The organism is Enterococcus sp. AZ109 (assembly GCF_051714625.1).
Classification (GTDB): domain Bacteria; phylum Bacillota; class Bacilli; order Lactobacillales; family Enterococcaceae; genus Enterococcus_A.
The window spans coordinates 1,132,072-1,154,612 of record NZ_JBIOSF010000001.1 but is presented as its reverse complement, the minus strand read 5'-3'; the positions used below and the strand labels follow the sequence as shown (position 1 = coordinate 1,154,612).

The 22,541-nt window shown below is 40.6% G+C and carries 23 protein-coding genes, 1 tRNA gene and 1 other annotated feature; of the genes, 14 read left to right on the top strand and 10 right to left on the bottom strand.

Annotated features, from left to right (window positions below; translation table 11 throughout):
• The 4 genes from IGI42_RS05525 to IGI42_RS05510 form a co-directional block, all read right to left on the bottom strand.
• Positions 1-759: an SDR family NAD(P)-dependent oxidoreductase gene (locus IGI42_RS05525; RefSeq protein ID WP_438714826.1), complete on the bottom strand. Its 759-nt coding sequence runs from the start codon at positions 757-759 to the stop codon at positions 1-3.
• A gap of 367 nt (positions 760-1,126) precedes the next feature.
• A tRNA-Arg gene (locus IGI42_RS05520) sits at positions 1,127-1,200 on the bottom strand.
• A gap of 343 nt (positions 1,201-1,543) precedes the next feature.
• Positions 1,544-2,212, bottom strand: coding sequence for an O-methyltransferase (locus tag IGI42_RS05515; protein ID WP_438714825.1), 669 nt, complete (start codon positions 2,210-2,212; stop codon positions 1,544-1,546).
• 4 nt (positions 2,213-2,216) lie between these two features.
• Positions 2,217-2,858 carry a uracil-DNA glycosylase gene (locus tag IGI42_RS05510; protein ID WP_438714824.1) on the bottom strand — a complete coding sequence of 214 codons (642 nt, stop codon included), beginning with the start codon at positions 2,856-2,858 and terminating at the stop codon, positions 2,217-2,219.
• Between the two features lie 112 nt (positions 2,859-2,970).
• Positions 2,971-3,041, top strand: a sequence feature (ribosomal protein L21 leader region).
• A 20-nt stretch (positions 3,042-3,061) separates the two neighbouring features.
• Here IGI42_RS05510 and rplU point away from each other — a divergent pair.
• The 5 genes from rplU (at position 3,062) to IGI42_RS05485 (ending at position 4,727) form a co-directional block, all read left to right on the top strand.
• Positions 3,062-3,370 carry a 50S ribosomal protein L21 gene (gene rplU / locus IGI42_RS05505; protein WP_438714823.1) on the top strand — a complete coding sequence of 103 codons (309 nt, stop codon included), beginning with the start codon at positions 3,062-3,064 and terminating at the stop codon, positions 3,368-3,370.
• A gap of 21 nt (positions 3,371-3,391) precedes the next feature.
• Complete coding sequence (locus tag IGI42_RS05500; RefSeq protein WP_438714822.1) at positions 3,392-3,733, top strand: ribosomal-processing cysteine protease Prp; 342 nt, start codon at positions 3,392-3,394, stop codon at positions 3,731-3,733.
• 16 nt (positions 3,734-3,749) lie between these two features.
• Positions 3,750-4,043, top strand: a complete 294-nt coding sequence (rpmA, locus tag IGI42_RS05495) for a 50S ribosomal protein L27 (protein ID WP_010755684.1) — start codon at positions 3,750-3,752, stop codon at positions 4,041-4,043.
• 114 nt (positions 4,044-4,157) lie between these two features.
• A complete protein-coding gene (locus IGI42_RS05490) occupies positions 4,158-4,391 on the top strand; it encodes a type II toxin-antitoxin system RelB/DinJ family antitoxin (protein ID WP_438714821.1) in 234 nt (77 codons plus the stop codon).
• A 39-nt stretch (positions 4,392-4,430) separates the two neighbouring features.
• Positions 4,431-4,727 carry a type II toxin-antitoxin system RelE family toxin gene (locus IGI42_RS05485; protein WP_438714820.1) on the top strand — a complete coding sequence of 99 codons (297 nt, stop codon included), beginning with the start codon at positions 4,431-4,433 and terminating at the stop codon, positions 4,725-4,727.
• Between the two features lie 224 nt (positions 4,728-4,951).
• Here IGI42_RS05485 and IGI42_RS05480 read toward each other — a convergent pair whose 3' ends face one another.
• A complete protein-coding gene (locus IGI42_RS05480) occupies positions 4,952-6,136 on the bottom strand; it encodes an IS110 family transposase (protein ID WP_438714819.1) in 1,185 nt (394 codons plus the stop codon).
• A 299-nt stretch (positions 6,137-6,435) separates the two neighbouring features.
• Positions 6,436-7,083 carry a CPBP family intramembrane glutamic endopeptidase gene (locus IGI42_RS05475; protein WP_438714818.1) on the bottom strand — a complete coding sequence of 216 codons (648 nt, stop codon included), beginning with the start codon at positions 7,081-7,083 and terminating at the stop codon, positions 6,436-6,438.
• Positions 7,084-7,420: 337 nt separating this feature from the next.
• Here IGI42_RS05475 and IGI42_RS05470 point away from each other — a divergent pair, with 337 nt between their 5' ends.
• The 4 genes from IGI42_RS05470 to IGI42_RS05455 all read left to right on the top strand — a co-directional run bounded on the left by IGI42_RS05470 (position 7,421) and on the right by IGI42_RS05455 (position 11,785).
• Complete coding sequence (locus IGI42_RS05470) at positions 7,421-8,416, top strand: DUF4767 domain-containing protein (RefSeq protein ID WP_438714817.1); 996 nt, start codon at positions 7,421-7,423, stop codon at positions 8,414-8,416.
• Positions 8,417-8,565: 149 nt separating this feature from the next.
• Positions 8,566-9,924, top strand: coding sequence for a branched-chain amino acid transport system II carrier protein (gene brnQ, locus IGI42_RS05465; protein ID WP_438714816.1), 1,359 nt, complete (start codon positions 8,566-8,568; stop codon positions 9,922-9,924).
• Between the two features lie 117 nt (positions 9,925-10,041).
• Positions 10,042-10,434 (top strand): BlaI/MecI/CopY family transcriptional regulator, encoded by a 393-nt coding sequence (locus IGI42_RS05460; protein WP_438714815.1) that lies wholly within the window; start codon positions 10,042-10,044, stop codon positions 10,432-10,434.
• Positions 10,409-11,785 (top strand): M56 family metallopeptidase, encoded by a 1,377-nt coding sequence (locus tag IGI42_RS05455; RefSeq protein WP_438714814.1) that lies wholly within the window; start codon positions 10,409-10,411, stop codon positions 11,783-11,785. Before IGI42_RS05460 ends, IGI42_RS05455 begins: the two co-directional genes overlap by 26 nt.
• A 43-nt stretch (positions 11,786-11,828) precedes the next feature.
• On the opposite strand, the gene IGI42_RS05450 is transcribed toward IGI42_RS05455, so the two are convergent.
• The gene (locus IGI42_RS05450; protein WP_438714813.1) at positions 11,829-12,788 is read right to left on the bottom strand and encodes an aldo/keto reductase; all 960 of its coding nucleotides are present in this window, start codon (positions 12,786-12,788) and stop codon (positions 11,829-11,831) included.
• A 123-nt stretch (positions 12,789-12,911) separates the two neighbouring features.
• Here IGI42_RS05450 and IGI42_RS05445 point away from each other — a divergent pair, with 123 nt between their 5' ends.
• A complete protein-coding gene (locus tag IGI42_RS05445; protein WP_438714812.1) occupies positions 12,912-13,448 on the top strand; it encodes a TetR/AcrR family transcriptional regulator in 537 nt (178 codons plus the stop codon).
• Between the two features lie 114 nt (positions 13,449-13,562).
• Complete coding sequence (locus IGI42_RS05440; protein WP_438714811.1) at positions 13,563-14,111, top strand: methyltransferase family protein; 549 nt, start codon at positions 13,563-13,565, stop codon at positions 14,109-14,111.
• Between the two features lie 46 nt (positions 14,112-14,157).
• Here IGI42_RS05440 and IGI42_RS05435 read toward each other — a convergent pair whose 3' ends face one another.
• Both IGI42_RS05435 and IGI42_RS05430 read right to left on the bottom strand, forming a co-directional pair.
• Positions 14,158-15,459: an FtsX-like permease family protein gene (locus IGI42_RS05435; protein ID WP_438714809.1), complete on the bottom strand. Its 1,302-nt coding sequence runs from the start codon at positions 15,457-15,459 to the stop codon at positions 14,158-14,160.
• Positions 15,449-16,216, bottom strand: a complete 768-nt coding sequence (locus tag IGI42_RS05430) for an ABC transporter ATP-binding protein (protein ID WP_438714807.1) — start codon at positions 16,214-16,216, stop codon at positions 15,449-15,451. Before IGI42_RS05430 ends, IGI42_RS05435 begins: the two co-directional genes overlap by 11 nt.
• Before the next feature lie 161 nt (positions 16,217-16,377).
• Between IGI42_RS05430 and trkA the strand changes: the two genes are divergently transcribed.
• Together trkA and IGI42_RS05420 are read left to right on the top strand one after the other, a co-directional pair.
• On the top strand, positions 16,378-17,739 hold the full coding sequence (trkA, locus tag IGI42_RS05425; RefSeq protein ID WP_438714805.1) for a Trk system potassium transporter TrkA: 1,362 nt from the start codon (positions 16,378-16,380) through the stop codon (positions 17,737-17,739).
• 11 nt (positions 17,740-17,750) lie between these two features.
• On the top strand, positions 17,751-19,190 hold the full coding sequence (locus IGI42_RS05420) for a TrkH family potassium uptake protein (RefSeq protein WP_438714803.1): 1,440 nt from the start codon (positions 17,751-17,753) through the stop codon (positions 19,188-19,190).
• An 80-nt stretch (positions 19,191-19,270) separates the two neighbouring features.
• Here IGI42_RS05420 and IGI42_RS05415 read toward each other — a convergent pair whose 3' ends face one another.
• Positions 19,271-20,254: a hypothetical protein gene (locus IGI42_RS05415; protein ID WP_438714801.1), complete on the bottom strand. Its 984-nt coding sequence runs from the start codon at positions 20,252-20,254 to the stop codon at positions 19,271-19,273.
• Positions 20,255-20,653: 399 nt separating this feature from the next.
• Here IGI42_RS05415 and IGI42_RS05410 point away from each other — a divergent pair, with 399 nt between their 5' ends.
• A complete protein-coding gene (locus tag IGI42_RS05410) occupies positions 20,654-22,435 on the top strand; it encodes an ammonium transporter (RefSeq protein WP_438714799.1) in 1,782 nt (593 codons plus the stop codon).
• The last annotated feature ends 106 nt before the right edge of the window (positions 22,436-22,541 follow it).

The window sequence follows — 22,541 nt, the reverse complement described above, 5'->3', positions numbered from 1 at the left end:
TTATACCGCAGTCCAACCGCCGTCAATTGCAATGGTTTGACCTGTTGTATATGAAGAGTTTTCAGAAGCAAATAGTAACAATTGTCCTAAAAGTTCTTCGATTTTCCCAGCACGGCCGATTGGTGTACGGAATTGTAATAATTGTTCCACTGATTCATCGACCACCATCATTTCACTTGGGAACATACCTGGTGCGATGGCGTTGACAGTAATGTTGTATTGCGCCCATTCTTGTGCCAAGCTGCGAGTGAAGTTTGGTACGGCGCCTTTTGTTGAGTTGTAGGCTAAGTTTGGCATTTGCATGCCGGCGATGATCCCAAACATAGAACCGGTGTTGATAATCCGGCCGTATTTATTTTCGATCATATTTTTACCTACTTCGCGAGCCATTAGGAAGTAGCCGGTTAAGCTGACATCTACTACTTGTTGCCAGTCGGCTAAGGTTAAGTCAACCGATGGTGTTACTTGAATCGAGCCAGCGTTATTGACTAGGATATCGATTTTGCCAAAATGATCGACTACTTTTTGAACCGCTTCAACTACGCCCGCTTCCTCTGTAACATCTAAACGAACGGGCAGACATTCTCCACCTGCGGCTTCAATTTCATTTTTCACTTCTTCTAAACGTTCAAGCCGACGAGCCATAACCGCTACTTTTGCTCCGTTTTCTGCTAAAGCTTTTGCATATTCGCGGCCCAAACCTGAAGATGCCCCAGTAACAACAGCAACCCGGCCTGTTAAATCCAAATAATTTTTCAAAAAATCTCCTCCTTCGTTGTTTTACTATACTAGCATAACAAAATGAAAGCCTTTTCTCAATTGTAGAAAGGAACATTTGTACAATAAAACTAAATTCTTCATTCTGAATGCAATTAGAGTTTTAAAACTTATAAAAAGAGATGTGGATGTATTTTTCGAACAAAGTGGTAGCAGATATTTCTTTTTCCTTTTGCTTCAATTGGGAAACCACTAAAGGATGGCTACAGAGTTAATTCAAGTTAGGATTGCTTTGGAGTATTTAGTGCAAAAGGCTGCTATAGTAAGCAAATACAATCAAAAAAGCTGTCAAATGAGTTCATAATTGAAGTCATTTGACAGCTTTTTTAAATTTTTTGAGTGACGATTACGTGCCAGGAGGGATTCGAACCCCCGACCGTTCGCTTAGAAGGCGAATGCTCTATCCGGCTGAGCTACTGGCACAAGTAGTTTAGCAACAATAGCTATTATAGAAAAACTATATTGGAATGTCAATCTTTATTTAGTTATTTTATTTGTTGAAGAGACATTTTTGCGGCAGATGGACCGTTTTCTTATTCTTAATTGTTGATCTAAACTAATCATTTTCACACATGGTCGTTTTGCGATTACATATTGAATCGCCGTGGGTTACCTTCTGAACTGTAGAAAGCTCAGAAGATAGGTTTGTTGTTGTTTTGTTCATCCACAGGATTATTAAACTTATGCCCAGTGCTATTTTTTCTGAAATGAGTAACTAAAATGTAGCAATTTTTCTTGAACTTGTTGTTTCGGTCTTCCGAATAGCTTATTCGTCTTTAGTAATCAGTGCTACGCCATCGCCCAATGGCAGCAGAGAAGATGTCAGATCAGGTGCTTTTGTGACTTCTTCCAAAAATTTGTTTAAATTGCGATAGATGGCACGATTTTTTCTTGGTGTTTCTTCAATTGGATGGAACAGGGTGCCGGCTTGGAAAATATCATCCACCATCAAGATACCGCCGGGCTTCAATAAGCGCAGACATTCTGGTAAAAAGGTAATGTATTTGGATTTGGCACTGTCCATGAAAATGAAATCGTAAGGACCTTCTAGGGATTGCAACAGATCAGCTGCTTCGCCTTCTAGCAGGGTTATGCGATCGGTTAACCCCATTTTTTCAAAAGTAACCTTGGCTTTTTCGATCATCACAGGAAAACGGTCAATGGTGGTAATGTGGGCGTCTTCTCCTAACGTTTCCGCCATTAAGCTGGCTGAAAAGCCAATTGCTGTACCAATTTCTAGGACATTTTTCGCTTTAACTTGTTTCAATAAAAATTGCAGGAAAACCACGGTTTCGTGGGGGATGACTGGGACGCCTTGTTCGTGAGCATAAGCTTCCAGTTCGCCTAATTTTCCAGTTAGTTGTTTTTGTTCAGTTCGCATATAGTGTAAAACATCTTGATTTACAATCGGGCGATGCATCATTTCATTACGCATGTTGTTACCTCTCTTTCAATAATAAACCGAGCTGTTGCCAGTCTTCGGCGATAGTTTCAGTTAGTGAGCGGTTATAGAAAATTGCCGCTGGGTGATACAAGGGATAGACCAGGTATTCTTTTCGGGAAAACTGATAGGCGTTTTGTTCCGGGTTCAATTCTAGGACAGGACCTTGATACAGCTGTCCATGAGTCTCAGTGATGTGATGCTTGGAACCTAATAATCGTTGCAAGCCAATATTGCCTAGGGTAGCGATAATTGGCGGTTCGATCACTGACAGTTCGTAGTCAAGGATTGGCGCATGAGCCAGTACTTCTTTTTTCGTTGGGGTGCGGTTAGGATAAACTGTTTCTGACTGCTCCGTTTTGCGATTGACACGATGAACAACTTTAAAGGGTCGACTGCGAACAGCACTAGTAATATATGTATTTTCTCTAGTCAAACCAACAGATGCCATGGCGCGGATCAACTCTTTGCCAGCAGCGCCACTAAAGGGAATACGATTTTCCACTTCGTTGCGACCTGGGGCTTCTCCCAGCAGCATCAAATTCGGTTGCTTAGGACCTTGCCCTGCTACGAAGCCCTCTAGCTGCATTCCTTTAGAACGAGTTTGCACCAACTGCACCAATTTTTCCGGATACTCCATGTATTTCACCTCGCCTTTCTATAGTAAAGAATAACCTAGTCTCCCGTCAATAATTTAATCATTGACTTAGCAGTATTTTTTTAGTAAACTAAGAATGTTGTAATTGTGGACTCCACAGCTACAACCGCGCAGAGCAAGTCTTAAGTACGCAAGTCACTTGTGATGGCGAGTCTAAGTATAAAATATAAGGAGGTGCCACAAGCATGTACGCAATCATCAAAACAGGCGGCAAACAAATCAAAGTTGAAGAAGGTCAAGCGATCTACATCGAAAAATTAGATGTTGAAGCTGGCGAAAAAGTCACTTTTGATCAAGTAGTTTTAGTCGGCGGTGAATCTACGAAAGTAGGAGCTCCGATCGTTGAAGGTGCAACAGTTGAAGGTACAGTTGAAAAACACGGCAAACAAAAGAAAGTCGTAACATTCAAGTACAAACCTAAAAAACATTCACACCGCAAACAAGGTCATCGTCAACCTTACACTAAAGTTGTCATTGACTCAATCAAAGCGTAGGCTGCTAAAGGAAGGTGCCGAATGATACAAGGTACATTCACACGTAATGAAGCAGGCCGTATTGTTTCTTTTGAACTCTCTGGCCATGCACAATCCGGTGAATACGGACACGATATTGTGTGCGCTGCTGTTTCCGCTTTAGCAATCAGTACCGTTAATGGTATTGACGCACTAGCAGGAACACAACCCATCATTGATGCGAATGAAGTTGAAGGTGGTTACCTTTATGCAGAACTCGTTTCAGGATTAACGCAGGAGCAAACCAATATTACGCAAATTTTATTAGAAAATTTGTTATTGGGCTTACAAGCCATTGAAGAAGAGAACAATCAATTTATCCAAACAAAAACAATCAAACAATAATCAGGAGGTGCATCTTATGTTGATGAAAATGAATTTGCAATTCTTCGCTCATAAAAAAGGTGGCGGTTCAACTTCTAACGGACGTGACTCAGAATCTAAACGTTTAGGCGCTAAACGTGCAGACGGTCAAACTGTTACAGGTGGATCAATCCTTTACCGTCAACGCGGTACAAGAATTTACCCAGGCGTAAACGTGGGTAAAGGCGGAGATGATACTTTATATGCTAAAGTTGATGGCGTAGTACGTTTCGAACGTAAAGGCCGCGACAAAAAGCAAGTATCTGTCTATCCAGTAGCTCAAGAAGCTTAATTAGTAGAAATAAGGCCAGAATCCTTTGGGGTTTTGGTCTTTTTTTGTATGTATAAGTTGGAATAATTAGAGATTTTGAATTTCTTTTTAGAAGTTGAATCAGGAGTACACAAGGTGTATAAATTTATTTCCTTAAAAGAGGTGACTTTGATGAAAACTAAAGAGAGATTAAACGTTAATTTAGACAAAGATCTGAAAGAAGAAACTGCAAAAATTTTAGATGAGTTGGGCTTAGACTACACTACTGCTATCACGATGTATTTCAAACAGATTGTAAATAAGAAAAAAATCCTTTTGAAATTTCAACTGAAAAATACTACTCTGTGTGGAAGAGGTTTTTGGCGATAATTGGCGAGATAGAGTAGCTGAACTCGAGGATGAATGGGAATGAGGTACGAAATCAAATTGACTAAATCGTCTAAGAGAGATTTAGCAAGGTTAGATAACAGTCAGAAGGATCAACTTCTGAAGTCATTCGTCAAAATTGAGCAAAATGGACTGTCAGCTGGTCAACAACTGCATGGCAATTTGAAAGATTGCCGAAAGCTCAAGCACAAGAAATTAGAACTGAGAGTGATTTTTCGAGAATCCGAAATAGGAATCGAGATGATTGAAATAGTGGTTGTAGGTAAGTGTGTAGGCAATGAAGTTTATCCTTTAGCTGAAAAAAGACTTGGGAGATAAAGTGGCTGTGACATAAAACGTCACAGCCACTTAAAACCACATAATCGGTGTAACTGAAGTAGCTCTTTTACGAAACAAGCCGCATAATCGCAAAAATATGAGAAGCTATTTTCGGATTATACGGCTTATTTCTCGGAGCTGAACACTTCTTATACGAAAATAAAACCTGCAAAAAAGCAAAAAAAGGCTCTTCTCCTCTGTTTGAGGCGAACGCTCACTTTGGTTTAGACCACTTGTAACTCGTACAATGTCTTCTTATTCAAATAGTTTTCTCCAAGTTCACGATAATGACACTTCTCTTTAATGACTTTATAAATCAGCCGAATCATTAGGTGCACCACGGCAATAATGGCTTTCTTCTTTCCGCTATTTTTCTGTATCCTCAGGAAAAAGGATTTCATTCGATTTCGTTTTCCTTTCGATATTCCCAGCGCCCCCTGGGATAGTACTCTTTTCAAATAGCGGTTTCCTTTCGGAACTTTTCCACCCTTATTTTTTCCTGCACTTTCATGATTTCCTGGACAGACACCCGCCCAAGAAGCAAGGTGCTTGGAAGAAGGAAAAGTCTCCATATCGATGCCACATTCTGCAATGATGACTGCAGCCGTTGTCTGATCAATGCCTGGAATCTCATCTAATCGATCTGCGATCTCCTGAAAAGGGATCATATACGTATGAATAGTCTCTTCGACACGAGCAATTTGTGCTTCGATATGCTCAATTTGGGTTAGATGCAGTTCCAGCATAAATCGAGAATGAGGCGACATAAATCCATCCATTGCTTCTTTCAACTCGGGTACTTTTCCACGTAAGGTCGTCTTTACAACAGCTAAAATATTCTCTGTCGTTAAGGCGGTCTGGTTAATCAGTAAGCGGAGTAGCCCTCGTCCAGATTCTCCATAGATATCTTTCATTACACTCGCTAGTTTAATTCCCGATTTTTGTAGAACCATATGGCCTCGATTTTTTTCTCGATTCAAGTCCGAAATCAATCGTTTCCGATAACGGGTGACATCTCGCAGTTCTTGAATCGCATCGGGTGGAACGAAACTATGGGGTACAACCCCTAACCGAGTAAGACGGGCAAGCCATTCGGCATCCTTCATATCCGTCTTTTTACCAGGAATTGTTTTAACACGTTGTGGATTTGCCAATCGCAACTCAAAATTATTTTGGAGAATCCGCCACACACAGTGCCAATAAACGCCAGTACTTTCCATACTGACATGAGTGACACCAAAAGAATCTAACCAGTCGGAAAGGAACAGCAGTTCTTTGGTCGTCGTTCCAAACGCTTTTAGATGTTTTTTTGGGCGTTTTTTTCCATCAACGGTTTGGAGAACACAAGCAACGATTTCTTTTGAATGAATATCTAAACCAGCACAACAATCTAAAACAACATCATTCATTCCAATGAACCTCCTTGAAAATAATCACAAAAGAGGGTACTCTATTCATAGAAACGTTCTATTTTTATACACGGGTTGAATGCCAATGATTTGTGCAAACATGAATAGAATGGGTTCAGTTTGTCACACAAGGTCTTGGAGAAAAACCTCAGAGAAGTGTCGACCTCTTTCCTCTCTTGTCATTTTTATTATGACAGGAAGTAGGAATGAGGTCGACACTTTTTTTCATTCAGTTTTGTGGCGCTTGCGCCATGGAGGTATGTCACAACCTCTTTATTTGAGTGTTAAGTTGCGCCGAATTAAAGGGAATCAAAAAATAGCGTTGTAAACATAATAAAGAAATCAACCGCAACATGGACGCTCCAACTTGTAATTATTGAGTTACCTTTAAGAGCTGCTTGGTTAAAGATAAGTCTTGCAACGCCTTGTATTAAGAGTATATGAACTAAGGTGTAGAAAATATTGCCGTTGTTGTAGGCGTGATAATGAGACAATCCAAATAATGTTGCTGATAACATGCTGGCAACCGGAATGCTGAATTTACTAGAGAGAGTCGATAAAAAGTACATAGAGAAAAGTTCCTCTCCCAATATGTTGATGGGGAGACTAATTATGAGTAATAAGTGTATATTATCAGCAACTGGATTACTTTGAAGAGGTAAATTTAATACACGTTGTAGCAATATGGCTGTAGCACAGCTTAAAAACATATTCAAAGCAAAATATTTAACTATGGTTTTAATTATTGGTGCATTAGGTTTGTGGAATAGCTCGTTTAAGCTTTCTTTGCCGTAAACATAATAAAAAGCAAAAAGACCTGTAACAGTTAGGGAAAAGGTACTTATTAGAGCGGGACCAAAGAATAAGCCGATCATGCCGATAATAAGCATGATAACTCCTAAAGCGACTTTCTTTAGTTCTAAATCTCTTTTTAGAAGATTGTTCATCTGTTTCACCTCCTTATCGGTTGGGATGTTTGGAAATTTAGGGATCAAAATAGAACTTGTGAAATGAAGGGATAGTGGGAGAGCCTACTGAAATTTTTCGTCAATTATCTTTTCTTTATTAATAATATCATCGATATATATCGATGAAAAGATAAATTGTTGTTGTGGTTGGTTCTGTGTTAGATATTTTCGGTAATTATTATCTATCCAGAAGTTCCTAGTTAGTAATAATCATTAAATATGGATGTAGTATGAAAGTTTTAATAGGGAAACGTACGCATTTATCGTCCCATTTGTTATCATGTTTTTATATGAATCAATAAAAGGAGTGCAGCCTATGAAAAAAATGCTAGCTGGTATAGGGATATTGTTCTGTTTGTTTGGCTTGGTCGGATGCAATCGTGGTACCGATACGAATGAAGAAAGTAATTCTTCAGTTACAATGACAGAATCAACTAGGGTAAGCTATTCTAATGAAAGCTTGGTGGAAACCGAATCAAGTTCATCTACTCAAGAGACAAAAGAAAGTATCGATAGTACGTCAAGTCAGGTATGGAATTTAGAGAAATCCAATGCATTGCAAAGCTTTATGCACAATTGGGGGAATACGATGGGGCAATCTTACAAAGAATACAGACCCAGTAACAGTGTAGATTTCTATGGCTTAAACTTACCTGATGGTGTGCTTGGGGAAAGTAAAACACAACCTATAGCAGTTAATGGAGCGATTGTGTCAGGGGAATGGTCCGACACAGGTGTGTCATCTGCTGATTATACAATTGTTTCGGTTTATTCTGATGCTGAAACAGCGCCTTATGGGGGCAAACATGTGTACTTTTTCGCAGTCCATAATAATCAGCCGATCGTTCTCGTTTCTATGCAAAATCAAGGGATGCCAGATGGCGCATTTCATTTTAGCCAGACAGAAAATCAAGACTTAAAAAATGGCTTTCAAAGCATCTTTGTAGGAAATGAAACAAATTTACCCGTGCAAACTGATAACGTGTGGTCTTCGATGGATGAAGCGATCCAATTCTACGAAGATATATATCGAAATACAGCAAATGAGATTAGCCATCAGATCATGTGGGAAAACTACGATCGGAAATGCTGGAGTTTAGTAGAACAAAATGGCAATCGGATTGTTTTGCATTGGTCTAATATTGGCGGTGCCGGTGGCAGTTATAACGGATTTATAAAACATGCTGACAACACAACAGAAATGATAACTTACGACGGGAATATTTCTTATCCGAATGATCCAAGTGTTAGATATGTTATCCAAAATGACGATCGTCGTGTGATCGAAACAGAAGAGCTCTGGAATAAGTAATCGTATTTCACTGAGTCAAAGCCGCAAATTTGTAAACAGACTTACTTTCTAAGTATATAATGAAAATTCGGAAAGAAGAACTTGTAAGTTTTCATTGGCTTAGGTACTATTACTCTATATTTTTACATTCTATAGATAGTAGGGGTTTGATGGATAAAAAGCTTTCGTTTAAGCAGTATTTATATGTAGGATCAATGTTGTTTGGTCTGTTTTTTGGCGCAGGAAATTTAATCTTTCCGGTAAATATGGGGCAGCTTGCTGGTGAGAATGTGTTTCTGGCGAACCTAGGCTTTCTGGTGACCGGGATTGGGTTGCCTTTTCTTGGCGTTATTGCCATCGGTATTTCCCAGAGTAAGGGTGTTTTCGAGTTAGCCTCGAAGATTGATCGCAGATATGCCTTTATCTTCACCATTCTGATCTATCTGGTGATCGGTCCGTTTTTTGCGTTGCCGCGCTTGGCGACGACTTCTTTTGAAATCGGGTTGGCACCGTTTATCGGTAGCGGTGATCAGAAAAGTGCATTGGCGGTTTTTAGTTTAGTGTTTTTCCTAGCAACTTGGTTCTTTTCAAGAAAGCCTACCAAGATATTGGACTATGTAGGTAAATTTTTGAACCCGATCTTTTTGTTGCTACTGGGAGCATTGTTGTTCTTAGGTTTTACCCGTCCTTTGGGTTCGATCACCGGTACAGCGGTGCAGCCGACATATCAGACGAATGCCTTTTCACAAGGTTTTATTGAAGGGTATAACACACTGGATGCGTTGGCTTCGTTGGCCTTCGGGATTATTATCGTGACAACTATTCAATCGATGGGTGTCACCAAGCCGAGACAAATTACTAGAGACACAATTAAATCCGGGGCTATCAGTATTTTTTTGATGGGAATTATTTACAGTTTGTTAGCTTATCTAGGAACGATGAGTTTAGGGAAATTTCCTATTAGTGAAAATGGCGGGATTGCTCTTGCGCAAATTGCCAATGAGTATCTAGGTATGTCCGGTAGTGTGCTATTAGCACTGATCGTTATTTCGGCTTGTTTGAAAACGGCGATTGGTTTAGTGACCGCCTTTTCGGAGACCTTTGTTGAATTGTTTCCCAAACGCAGCTACCAATTCTTCATTATTTTAGCTAGCGTGCTACCTTGTTTGTTTGCCAATGTTGGCTTGACGAATATTATTGAGCTATCCTTACCGGTATTGATGTTTATCTATCCGTTGGCTATGACCTTGATTTTATTGTCGATTTTCAGTCCACTGTTCAAACAGCGTAGAATCGTTTATCAAATGACTACCGCCTTCACCATCATTCCAGCGATTTTTGACGGGTTGGCTGCTAGTCCGGCAGGAATTTCAACTAATCCGCTTGTAAGTTCGCTTTTAGCCTTTGTCGGAAAGTACTTGCCATTTTTCCACATTGGCATGGGCTGGATTTTACCAGCAATAGTCGGTTTTTTGATTGGATTGGTTTATGCCGTGTATGCGGAAAAACATGTGAAATATCCAGGGTAGTGGTTTAGGAGTCCATCTTCGGGTGGGCTTTTTTGCTGGAAAAAACTTTGACTTTCTCGATGGAACGCTATACAATTGTTTTAGACAATTGTCGATAATAAATAGGGGTGAGTAAAAATGATGGAAATAAAAAAGCTGCCAGATGCGGAATTTGAAGTGATGAAGGTGATTTGGCATTCGGAGATACCGATTGTTGGGAATACAATTGTAGAAAAGCTGGGGATAGAAACGCAAAAGGAGTGGAAGCTGCAAACAGTCCATAAATTATTGTCACGTTTAGAGGAACGAGAATTCTTGCAGTCTGAGAAAAATGGCAAGCAACGCTTTTTTACTCCTTTAATTAAGGAAGAGGACTACCTGCAATACGAAGCCCAAAGTTTTGTAAAGTCCCATTATGAAGGTTCGTTGTTGAATCTGGTAAATGCCATGTATCAGGGAAAGAGCTTAGACGAAAAAGACTTGGATGAGCTGCAGGAGTGGTTAGATGAAAGGAGTAAACGGGATGATTGATTTTATGGTAGCGTTGTTTAGTTGTTCGCTAGGGATGAGTTTGATGACAGCCTTGTTTTTAGTGTTGGTGCGCCTTTGTCAGCACAAATTTTCCCCTAAATTCTTTTACTATCTTTCAGTGGCCTTGCTTTTTGGATTTGCGATTCCGTTTCGGGTGAAGCTGCAGTCTTTTTTAGTAGGCAGGACAGTGAATCCATCAAAAGTAGTTTCTTTCCAAGAAAATCTTGCGACAGCTGTGCAGGAAAATACAGTGCTGGAAACCGGCAAGTGGTATTCAATGGTTGAGCCTGTGTTCACGTGCTGGCTGATTGTTGCGGCATTGATCCTGCTTTACTCTGTAGCGCAACATGTGAAGGTCACTCGAACACTTAAACGATGGATAGATTTAGATGATCAAATGCTATCAGAAATGGGTAGTTCCACAAATATAAAAATGGTTCGCTGCACATGTATCGCCACTCCGATGTTGGTTCAGTTGGATGAGCCAACGATTTTGTTGCCGGATGAAGACTATTCGCCGGAAGAGTTGGCACTGATTCTTCAGCATGAAGAGATCCATTTCTTGAGAAAGGATTGGCTATTAAGAGGTGTGATGATTTTCGCTGTGGCACTTCATTGGTTCAATCCACTGGTGTATGTCTTGGCTCACCAGATGACGAAGTGGTGCGAAATTTCTTGTGATGAACAAGTAACCAAAGATTTGAGCAGGGCTGAACGCTATAAGTATGCCGATATAATTCTCAAGACAGTTAGAAGACAATCACAACAAAGTATGCTGTCTTCGTTGCTATCTGACGGAAAACACGAGTTAAAGCAGCGGCTTTCCTTTATTGTTGAGGCTAAAAAGCGGCCTTTTAATTCCGGTGGGCTAATTATATGTCTACTTTTGATCCTTGGTGGAAGCACCGCTATCAGTCTCCCCACCAGTGCGGCGACCGGTGGAAGCATCGACATCAGTATTCCGGAGAGCGAGGAGATTGATGTCGGGGAGTACCAAACGGAGGCTGAAAGAGAGGCTGAGTTGGAGACGGCGATGTCGGAAGTGTTTAGTAATGAGTTTAAAGAAAGCGACTTTGCTGGGATGTTAATCAGCTACGACAGAAAAGGTGTGCCGATTGTCAGGGATCCTAACGAGGCAGAAAGGAACCCTGCTATATTTGCAAAAACAAAAAAGCGACTTGTCGGCTTTTACTCAACTTTTGACTGTGACGAGGATTCTTTGTGTTTTCAAGTGGAAAGAGGCAGTGTTGTTGAAGTAACCGATAGCGCATATTACTACAAAGCTGCTAAGGTAAAGTATGCTGGGAAGTCTGGTTACATGAAGAGTTCAACTATTACTTTTAGATTCTAAAAAGACGCTCAATCTAATTTTTGGATTGAGCTTTTTTGGTACGCTAAATTTTGCAGCTGCTCAAAGCATCTCGCTCAGATGACTTCAGCTTGAAGGTAGTTGATCCAATGTTTTGCTCCACATGGTGAAGCTTGGTAGCGCCCGGGATGGCGAAGACGGTTTCGCCATGAGAGTGAATCAGCCAGTTAAGAGCAATTTGAGCTGGGGTCTTGTCGTATTGATCGCCTAGTTCCTTTAAAAGGTCGATCAATGGCTGTGTTTTTTGCAGCTTTTTCTCGGTAATCCCAGATTGATATTTGCGCATGAAGAATAGCTGCTGTATTAATTCGGGGTGTTCATGAAATTTCCCCGTCAGCAGACCTTGCTGTAAAGGTGAGTAGGCAATAATGGAAATACCGTTTTTTTGGGCGGTCTCAAGCACACCATTTTGTTCGATTTTTCGATTCACTAAGTTATAGCAGACTTGGTTAGAGACTAATTGGGCTCCGGCATCCTTTAGATATTGGTGAGCTTTTTCCATTTGCTGGGCAGAAAAATTACTAACACCGACATAGCTGATCTTTTGTCGAGAAACTAGTTCACACATTGCCTCTACTTGCTTTTCGATGGAAGAAAAAGAGGTGGGATGGTGAATTTGGTAGAGATCAATCGCTGGTTTTTGTAAAAGGACTAGGCGCTTATCGATCGTTGCAGTTATGGAGTGGGCTGTTCTAGCTAAGGGCCACCACTTGTCAGCAATATAGGGAGCAGATATTCCTTCATCTTCCAATTCCTGAATAATTCTGCCGATGACTCGTTCAGATTCGCCGTTGCCATACGCTTCAGCGGTGTCCACCCAGTTGACGCTGTTTGCTAAACTGATTCGAAGGATATCTTTCATCGTTTGAAAATCCACCTGGTTCCAAAAATTTGAAGTCAGTCCGTTTCCCCCCGAAAACTGCCAAGTCCCTAAACCGATGGGAGATAGCGCTAATTCGGTTGTTCCAAGTTGTCTTGTTTCCATCCAATCCTTCTTTCTTGTTGCGTTTGTACTATCTTGGGTTTGATTATATACTGGCTAAGATGGTCAATTCAATAGATTCGACCAAGTGCTACACAATCGAAAAAATGTGACAGGAGCTGCAAAATGAAAAGGATAAAACAAATTGAACAATCCAAAGCTTGGTTTTTAGAAGCTTTATTAGGTTTGATGGAGAAAGAAAGTTTTGAAACAATCACCGTCAAACAGATCGCAGCGTCAGCCCAGCTGGATCGCCGAACCTTTTATCGGCATTTTGCTTCAAAGGAGGAGATCATAAATTATCGAGTCAAACAGCTTCTAGCCAATCACTTTGTAGAAATTAAGAAGTTGAATTTGAGAAGTGAAGAAGAAATTATCCGTCAACATTTTTATTTTCTAGAAGAGCATATTCAATTCGTGAAGATCCTTAAGAAGCAGCAGCTGTTTTCTTTTTTGTTAGACAATTATGCAGAATATACCTCACTTTTTGCGACGATCTTTCCAGGAGCACCCCTTGTAGAAAACGAAAGTAATTATCAAGTCACTTTTAAGGCAGGGGGCTTTTTGAATGTGGTCTCCCACTGGCTCGAGCAAGAACAGCGGGAAAGTCCAGTAGAAATGGCTGAACTGCTGACGCACTTTTACCGCTACGGAGTGGAATGAGGCATGAGATTCTTTCAGTTTGTTCTTGACCGATCAATCTGGTTAAGATAAAGTTAAACACATGAATATGTATTCATGTGAAGGCGAGGGATCTATATATTGATAAGAGGTTTAATGTTAGGACTAGTGTGCTTGTTCTATCTCATGTATTTAATAAAAGCATTGTTGTTGAAACGACAAGGTGTTCAAGTAAATTTGTTGGGAGTGGGCAATAAGAGCAAGCGTAAGTTGATTTTTGAACTGCTAATGCGGACAATGACAGTGATAGGTGCGATCCTGCAATTTTTGTCACCAATATTCGTAAAGTCCAGCTCATTTCCTTTAAGCTGGTTAGGTGTGCTGCTGGCATTGCTAGGAACGGGAGTTTTCATTATTGCTGTGAAGACAATGCAGGACAATTGGCGGGCCGGTTTTGATGATGAACAGTCAACTGAGCTGGTTACTACAGGTATTTACCAGTTCAGCCGTAATCCAGCGTTTGTCGGCTTTGATTGTTTGTATCTTGGTATGGCATTGGCTTTTCCAACGATCATAAACTTGTTGGTGGCATTAGCTGCTTTGATCCTTTTTCACTTGCAGATCACCAGTGAGGAAAACTATCTGTTAAAGACGTTCGGCGAGGATTATCGTAAGTATCAAACAACAGTTAGAAAATATTTTTAAAATAAGTCGGATTCCGCTACAGACGAGGAATCCGACTTATTTGTAATTAGGCTTGAACCACTTTTTCAATTAGCTTTACATTTAAGCGGTAAGTAATCAAAGTGAAGCTACTACCTAACAGAACAAAGAGGATCAAAAAGCTACCAGCTGTAGCAAAAACAGTTTTGGTGACTGCTTGAGAAAGGTCGCTAAACAAAGAGCCGGTCAAAAGAATGACCAGTGTCACCCCAAAGGTAGCAATAGGCAAAAGAAAACGAGTAGCGATATCAGTTAGAGCATACTTTTTCAAGGTTAGTTTGTCTTTACCTAAATAATGTAAAATCCGAAAATCATTTTGGGTTTGATAGCTGTCGATCATTTGGATCAGTGACAGCAGAGTAAAATAAAGAAAAACAAAGATGAAGCAGAGCATTCTTTGCAGAAAAATCATGTAGGCTGTTACGGAAAAGTCAGGAAATAAGCCTGCTTGCAATAGACTGGAAAAAGTCAGGGAAGAAAAGGCAAAAAGTAGACATAGACTCAAGATCGTATGTAAAACAGTGTTGGCGCGGTGCCTACTTAATAGTTTGCTTACTCGTACTAAGCGGTTACTGGTATATAGTTCCGTGTTTTCCGGTTTTCGGTAATGATTAAGCCAAGCAAAAAGCGTTTTGTATGCAACAAAAATATTGAAGATCAAGGGCATGCTGACGACCGAACTCAGGGACAACCCTAGACCTTGAATATCCCAAAATATTAAACCGAAAATACTTATTGTGACAAGGGTGTTTAGGCATAAACATCTTTTCCAAAAACGAAGGGAGCGCTTCCCGGGACTGTCCTGCTGAGCTTTCCAGTCAACTAATTGACTGAGTTGAACCTTTTTAATCCTACGTCTTAGCAACAGGGCAGTGAAAAATTCAATTAGCAGCAGATAGCCAATGTTTTGTCCAAAAATTCCTAGGACAGAAAGGTTTATTTCTAATGAAGAGTGGCTAAAGAGGGAAAATAGGACGAAAAGACTTCCACCAAGTGCGGTGCCTAAAAATAAGCAAACCACTCCCAACAGCAACAACTCTCCACAAACCAAAAGTGCAATCCGATCTTTGTTCATTCCCAACAAAGAATAGGTAGCCAATTCTTTGGCACGTTGCCTAAGGAAAAACTGATTCATGTAATCGAGCATCGCAATCGCAATCAGCAAGATTAAAGCTGGAAGTGATGAACCTGATAGTCCGGTCTCAGCTGAGATAGCGGAAACGATATTGGACAAACAGATGATTGCGATCAAGACCGTTAGTGTGATCATGTAAATCAGATAGTCCTTTAATGAACGTCCAGCATTGCGCATGGTTAAATTAAGATACATCGTCATCATCTCCTAAAAAAGCGTCCATTTTCTCGAGTATCAATTGAAAGGTTTCTTTTTGTGAAAATTGTTCGGTGGCTAATTCATTGATAAATTGACCGTCCTGCATAAATAGAACCCGCTTGCAGTAGCTAGCGGCAATCGCATCGTGGGTTACTAGTAAAATCGTTGTTCCTTTGGTTTTGTTGAGCTGTTTTAAAGTAGATAAAAATTGCTTGGCCGAGCGCGTATCCAAGGCACCGGTTGGTTCGTCTGCCAAAATAAGATCTGGCGAGGTAGCCAAGGCACGTGCGCAGGCACAGCGTTGTCGTTGACCACCAGAAACTTGATGAGGGAATTTATGCAGCAACTCATGAATGTCCAGCTGTTGGGCAGTTTCTATGACCAATTGGTTTATTTTATTTTTCGGATGACCTTTTACGGTAAGGGCTAAGGCGATATTTTCATGAAGGGTCAAGTTTTCCAAGAGATTATAATTTTGAAAAATGAAACTCAAGTGCTGGCTGCGAAATGCCGCTTGTTCTTTTTCTGTTAATTGAGCCAGTTCTTTATCTCCAACTAAAACCATTCCTGAACTAGCAATGTCTAAGGTAGAAATGATGTTTAATAAAGTAGATTTACCAGAACCTGAGGCCCCCATAATAGCAACAAAGTCACCTTTCTTCACGGAGAAATTTAGATCATCAATCGCTGTGTAGCTACTGTCTTCAATCTCGTAGACTTTCGTTAAGCTTTTTACTTCTAAAATATTTGTCATAGGTCAGCTCCTAACATTTTATTTAAGTGTAGCATAATCATCAGTGAATGCTTCAATATAAATTAAATGGCTTGTTTATGTAAGAGACAACTCTAGACGCTTTATTGTATTCACCAGCGGGATGAATTAGAATGATAGGTGGATATAGTAGGAGGAGTACAGTGAAGATTATCATTTTAGGAGCTGGTAAGGTGGGCAAGGCACTGACACAGCAATTAGCCAATGAAGACTACGATGTGGTGATTATCGATTTAGATGGAGAAAAAGTGGAACAAATCGTTGATCAATTCGATGTTCTAGGTATCGCGGGCAATGGCGCCACCTTTGATATTCTGCAGGAAGCAGAAGTTTCAGAAGCGGATATTGTTATTGCAGTGACTGATTCAGATGAACTGAATATTTTGGCGGGATTGATGGCCAAGAAAATGGGTGCTACCAATACAATCGCTCGAGTGCGTAACCCTGATTATTTGAAGCAACGGTCATTTATGCGGGATCAGCTAGGGTTATCAATGATTATCAATCCAGAGTTGGAAGCAGCTAATGAGATTCGACGGATTTTATTGTTTCCGGCAGCCTTTAAGGTGGACACGTTTGTTGGTGGGAAAATTGAGCTGGCGGAATTTCGCTTGACCGAAAAAACTAAATTAAACGGAGTGCCTCTGTATAGCTTAACAACGATATCCAAGACTAACGTGCTAATTTGTGCGGTGCAGCGGGGCGAAGAGCTGGTCATTCCGGATGGCGATTTTGTTTTGGCTAAAGGGGATCGAATTCATGTGATGGGTGAGCATCGGGATTTAGTGCGCTTTTGCCAAGATATTGGGTTGTTTGAGCAGAAGACTAAGCGGATTATTATTGTTGGCGGTGGTCGGATTGCTTTTTATTTGGCTCGTCAGTTGACTGAGCACGGTATTCAGGTGAAAATTATTGAAAACAATCCGCAACGTTGTTTGGAGCTGTCGCGAAAATTACCGGACACCATGATTATTGAATCTGATGGCAGCGAGGAAGAAGTTTTAATTGAAGAAGGGATTGAAAATGTCGACGCACTAGTGGCATTAACTGGTTTAGATGAGGAGAATATCGTGATCTCCTTGTATGGCAAACAAATGCATGCGAAAAAAACCGTGGCTAAGGTAACGCGAATGAATTTCTCCCAGGTATTGGATCAATTGGAAATTGACAGTGTGATTTCACCGAAAGGGATTATCGCTACCCACATTTTGCGTTATGTTCGAGCGAAAAGTAACAAAGATGACGACAGCAGTGTCAAAACGCTGCACAAACTAGTCAATGATGAGATCGAAGCGATGGAATTTGTAGTAACCGAACACACTTGTTTTGTAAACAAACGGATCGCTGAGATGAATCTAAAGGACAATATTTTGATTGCGGCGATTTCTCGCGAACGAGGCTTTGTGATTCCCAAAGGTGACACGGTTATTCACTTAAAGGATCATATGGTCATTATTACAACAGACAAAAAAATTTGCAGCTTGAACGATATCATTAGGAGATAGAATGTAAAACTATGAATAAAAAAATGATTCTATTTACATTAGGTAAACTGTTGAAGGTTGAGGGCGTTTTTTTACTACTTCCGCTGTTAGTAGCAGTTACTAGCAGTGAGGATGAATGGGTTGCTTATGGTATTGCCTTTGTAATCACCTTTTTAACCGGAAGTTTATTAAGTCTGAAAGCACCAGAAAACCGAAAAATTTATGCCAAAGAAGGCTTCTTCATCGTGGGAATCAGCTGGTGTCTGCTTTCTTTTTTCGGAGCTTTGCCGCTGGTCTTTTCTGGTGAGATTCCTTCATTTGTGGATGCTTTTTTTGAAACGGTTTCTGGTTTTACGACAACAGGCGCTTCGATTCTGACTGATTTGGATGGAATGAGCCGTGCAAGCTTGTTTTGGCGTAGCTTTACCCACTGGGTCGGTGGCATGGGGGTGCTAGTATTTACAGTAGCCTTTATTCCATTAGCCTCTGGACGATCTATGCACATATTAAAAGCAGAAATGCCAGGACCAGTGGTAGGGAAATTGGTTTCTAAAGTCCGAGTGTCGGCCCGAATTTTATATATCATCTATGCGGTATTGACGTTTATTGAAATTGTGCTGCTTTTGCTGGGCGGAATGCCGCTATTTGACAGTGTGCTGAATTCTTTTGCTACAGCTGGAACGGGTGGCTTTTCGATGACCAATGCTGGGATTGGATTGTACAATAGCCCTTATATTGAAGGCGTCATCACCTTTTTCATGATTCTATTCGGGATTAATTTTAACCTTGTTTATTTCTTTTTGATCGGTAAAATTCTACCCGTATTAAAAAGCGAAGAGCTGCGAGGGTACCTAGTAATTATTGCTTTGGCAACTGTTGGAATCACCCTGAATATTGCACCCATGTATCACTCGTATTTAGAAAGCTTTCGCTATGCCGTTTTTCAAGTCGCTTCTATTATAACAACGACTGGGTTCGCTACTGCCAACTATGATCTGTGGCCGATGTTCTCACAAACCATCTTGTTGCTGTTAATGTTTGTCGGTGCCTGTTCGGGCTCAACTGGTGGGGGCATCAAGGTCTCCCGAATAATCATGTTGCTTAAAAATGCTGTCAAGGAAGTCAAAAAGCTGCTGCATTCTCGTAGTGTAATGACTGTGAATTTTGAAGGAAGTGCAGTTTCACCGAAGACCCTTAACAATATACATTCGTTCCTGATTCTTTATTTTCTGGTTTTTGCGGGTGCGTTGTTGATTTTGTCTTTGGAAAATTTAGATTTTCAAACCACTTTTTCAGCGGTAGCGACTTGTATTAATAATGTTGGTCCCGGCTTTAAAGCCGTCGGACCCACAGAAAATTTCGGCTTTTTGTCCGATTACTCGAAATTAACCCTGTCTTTTGTCATGCTGGCAGGTCGTTTGGAAATTTTTCCGATCTTTATTCTGTTTTCGAAATCCTTTTGGAAAGGGTAAAGTCGCAAGAACAATAGTTAGTCGAATGCTGGTTTTCTGCTATCCATGATAGTAAGCTGGCCATTCGGCTTTTTTTGTATTTACTTCCTTCTATTCCTCTTTCGATTCTTTTTCTTGCCTTTTTTCGAAAAGCTTAGCTGCTGATTCTGTTGATTTTGCTTTTTCTTTCCCTGCTGGAGAAGCTGTCGGTATTTCCAATCGGGTCTTTTCGTGTCTCCGTCATCCGATTTTTTTGACGAGTCACTCTCTGGTGGTATCGGTATCGAACTAGGCTGATTCTTTTGGTGGGACGATGATTTTGGCAGAGAATCTTTTCCCTGTGTCTTTGTAGCTGGATTATTTTCTTGATTAGTCGGATGTTCGCCGGAGTTCGCTCTTTTCATCTCTTGGATTTTTTCGCGGGCATCAGCTGCTTTTGTCTGATTATTTTCCACCCAGCGAGTGGCCGTTTCGGTTTCTCGCTCACTATCGTACACAGGTTCAGTCGGCGAGTAAACATAGCGAACCAATTCAGTGAAGCGGCGCACGCCATTGTGCTGGAAGATCGTCAACGTATTTAAAATACATAGAAGGTCATTGGTAATTTGAACAGAATAGCAAGGATCAAGATTTTTGAAGGTATAGCGATGCTTTTTGCCATTTTCATCCTTGAAGGTGGTGACAATGTTTTGAAGTTCGGTTGCTTTACGACTGCCGGAGTGCAGCAGCGCATGAAGATGGTCAGTATTTGAACGAGTTTCCTCGGTAATTGCTAAATATTCTTTTTGGTTAGTAAACAGACGAGCAGTGACGGTTTTCCACTCTTTTTTAGTGAAATATTCTTGGAAATAAACGCACAAATGACGCACGGAAGCCAACGAATCGCTGGTGAAAAACAACTTGCGGATCAAATCCTTGGCTATAAATGAAAAATCTTCAGGACTAAAAGCGTTACGTACCATCATGGCTATAGCACATTGAATTAGGTAAGAATCATTATTTTCTTGTTGGTCAAATTGAGAGAATCTATTGTCAATTCCTGGCCGCTTCATTAGGAAGAGCTGACGAGTTTCGAGTTTAATCATTTTTCACTGCTCCTTAAAAGTTAATATGATGTATAAACATAATATTAATGTAATCGCTTTCTGATTTCAAGTGTTAATATGAAATTATAGTATCTTTTTTTGTTAATGCTATCGTTATTAAAATAACAGTTGGTGTTTTAAAGCTTTTTAGTACGAACGAATGATTAATTGAAACAATTTTGAATGCAATTATCGCCCAGTTAAAATCAATTTCACTACAGTATTCGATCGTTTAATTGACGTATTACAACTTAGTGTTATATATGGTTACATATAGTAAGCGTTTTTTTGTTCAAAATTATGTTTATGTCAGATTTTGTGACATAAAGTATTGACTAGTTCATTTTTTGGTGGTAATTTGTTAGATAAGGTTACACGAAAAAAGAAAGGGTTGGTAGGATGTACTCATCAGTAGACGTAATTTGGACGTTATTAGGAGCTTTTCTAGTATTTTTCATGCAGGCAGGTTTTACTTTAGTAGAAGCGGGATTCACTAGAGCAAAAAACGCCGGCAACATCATTATGAAGAACTTGATTGATTTTTGTTTTGGGACTGTGCTCTATTGGATCATTGGTTTTGGTATTATGTTTGGCGGAAGCAGTGCCATTTTCGGCGGATTTAACTTTTTCGCCTCTGGGACATTAACGTTTGATCTTCCGACTCCAACATTTTTACTGTTCCAAACAGTGTTCTGTGCGACAGCGGCAACCATCGTTTCGGGAGCGATGGCTGAACGGACGAACTTTGTTGCCTACTGTATCTTCAGTGCAGTAATCAGTGGACTTATTTATCCGATTTCTGGGCACTGGATCTGGGGCGGCGGCTTCTTAGCTGAGATGGGCTTCCACGATTTTGCTGGTTCAACAGCGGTGCATATGGTTGGTGGTGTAGCGGCATTTGTCGGAGCAGCAATTTTAGGTCCACGTATTGGAAAATACACGAAGGACAAAAAATCTCAGGCGATTCCTGGTCATAACTTAACTTTTGCTGCTTTAGGAGTATTTATCCTTTGGTTCAGCTGGTTTGGTTTTAATGGGGGTTCAACGACTTCAATGACCGGTGATGACACAATGGTATTGGCATCAAATGTATTAGTAAATACTAATATTGCAGCGGCTACTGGTACTTTAGCAGCAATGATTGTTTCTTGGATTAAGTACAAAAAACCTGATGTCTCTTTAACTCTAAATGGTACATTGGCTGGTTTAGTTGGGATTACTGCTGGTTGTGATGTGGTAAGCGCACCAGGTGCGTTGGCAATTGGTACGATTGCTGGGATTGCAATGGTCTTTGCAGTTGAATTTATTGATAATAAATTACGAGTGGATGATCCAGTTGGTGCTGTAGCAGTTCACGGGGTGTGTGGCGCTTTGGGTACTCTGTTAACTGGCGTATTCGCTGTAGAAGGTGGTTTGTTGTACGGCGGCGGCTTGAACTATTTGGGCACGCAGTTTATCGGTGTAATTATCACGATGGCTTGGGTTGGTGCGACAACTACTGTATTGTTCACCGTATTAAAACACACCGTTGGCTTACGAGTTTCAGAAGAAGTCGAAATTGCTGGTTTGGATATTGTTGAACATGGTCTGCCAACTGCTTACAGTGGATTTGTAGTGGCACCTGATATGACAGATGGCAGTGGTGAATCAGCTTCTCAAAACGCTCTTGTTGGAACTGGTTCAATCTTGAATCCGACACCGGAATTAGCTACTAATGTGGCGAACATCAAGTTGGAAGACACCGTAGAAGAAACGGGTTCTTCAACGGCAACGGTAACCAAAGACTGGTTACGTCCATCTACTACCAAAGAGAAAAACGATATTACCACGATTTCGGTGGTCATTAACGAAAATAAATTAGATAACTTAAAAAATGGTCTGGAAGATATCGGGATTGAAGGCCTGACCGTTACTCAAGTATTGGGACACGGCATTCAAAAAGGCAATACCGAATACTACCGTGGCTCACCAGTTCCAACCAAGCTTTTACCGAAAGTGAAAGTTGATGTAGTAGTCAGCAGCATCCCTGTTCATCAAGTGGTGGAAAAAATGAAGCGTATTCTCCACACTGGAAATCCTGGAGATGGTAAAATCTTTGTTTCATCCATGGAAAATGTGATTCGTATCAGTAACAGCGACGAAGGATCAGAAGCGCTGCAAGGATACGACACAAAAATCTGATGTTAGCTGGTCACATACCTGCTTGACATATTCTCATTCTTTTGTGGCTTGCCTAACCAGCAAGAACACCAAAAAAGCCAAACTGCCTGAAAAAAAGGTGGTTTGG

Coding starts and splice junctions, on each gene's coding strand:
- IGI42_RS05515 (WP_438714825.1), bottom strand. CDS start 2,212: ATGCGTAATGAAATGATGCATCGCCCGATTGTAAATCAAGATGTTTTA.
- IGI42_RS05510 (WP_438714824.1), bottom strand. CDS start 2,858: ATGGAGTATCCGGAAAAATTGGTGCAGTTGGTGCAAACTCGTTCTAAA.
- rplU (WP_438714823.1), top strand. CDS start 3,062: ATGTACGCAATCATCAAAACAGGCGGCAAACAAATCAAAGTTGAAGAA.
- IGI42_RS05500 (WP_438714822.1), top strand. CDS start 3,392: ATGATACAAGGTACATTCACACGTAATGAAGCAGGCCGTATTGTTTCT.
- rpmA (WP_010755684.1), top strand. CDS start 3,750: ATGTTGATGAAAATGAATTTGCAATTCTTCGCTCATAAAAAAGGTGGC.
- IGI42_RS05485 (WP_438714820.1), top strand. CDS start 4,431: ATGAGGTACGAAATCAAATTGACTAAATCGTCTAAGAGAGATTTAGCA.
- IGI42_RS05480 (WP_438714819.1), bottom strand. CDS start 6,136: ATGAATGATGTTGTTTTAGATTGTTGTGCTGGTTTAGATATTCATTCA.
- IGI42_RS05475 (WP_438714818.1), bottom strand. CDS start 7,083: ATGAACAATCTTCTAAAAAGAGATTTAGAACTAAAGAAAGTCGCTTTA.
- IGI42_RS05470 (WP_438714817.1), top strand. CDS start 7,421: ATGAAAAAAATGCTAGCTGGTATAGGGATATTGTTCTGTTTGTTTGGC.
- brnQ (WP_438714816.1), top strand. CDS start 8,566: ATGGATAAAAAGCTTTCGTTTAAGCAGTATTTATATGTAGGATCAATG.
- IGI42_RS05460 (WP_438714815.1), top strand. CDS start 10,042: ATGATGGAAATAAAAAAGCTGCCAGATGCGGAATTTGAAGTGATGAAG.
- IGI42_RS05455 (WP_438714814.1), top strand. CDS start 10,409: ATGAAAGGAGTAAACGGGATGATTGATTTTATGGTAGCGTTGTTTAGT.
- IGI42_RS05450 (WP_438714813.1), bottom strand. CDS start 12,788: ATGGAAACAAGACAACTTGGAACAACCGAATTAGCGCTATCTCCCATC.
- IGI42_RS05445 (WP_438714812.1), top strand. CDS start 12,912: ATGAAAAGGATAAAACAAATTGAACAATCCAAAGCTTGGTTTTTAGAA.
- IGI42_RS05440 (WP_438714811.1), top strand. CDS start 13,563: ATGTTAGGACTAGTGTGCTTGTTCTATCTCATGTATTTAATAAAAGCA.
- IGI42_RS05435 (WP_438714809.1), bottom strand. CDS start 15,459: ATGTATCTTAATTTAACCATGCGCAATGCTGGACGTTCATTAAAGGAC.
- IGI42_RS05430 (WP_438714807.1), bottom strand. CDS start 16,216: ATGACAAATATTTTAGAAGTAAAAAGCTTAACGAAAGTCTACGAGATT.
- IGI42_RS05420 (WP_438714803.1), top strand. CDS start 17,751: ATGAATAAAAAAATGATTCTATTTACATTAGGTAAACTGTTGAAGGTT.
- IGI42_RS05415 (WP_438714801.1), bottom strand. CDS start 20,254: ATGATTAAACTCGAAACTCGTCAGCTCTTCCTAATGAAGCGGCCAGGA.
- IGI42_RS05410 (WP_438714799.1), top strand. CDS start 20,654: ATGTACTCATCAGTAGACGTAATTTGGACGTTATTAGGAGCTTTTCTA.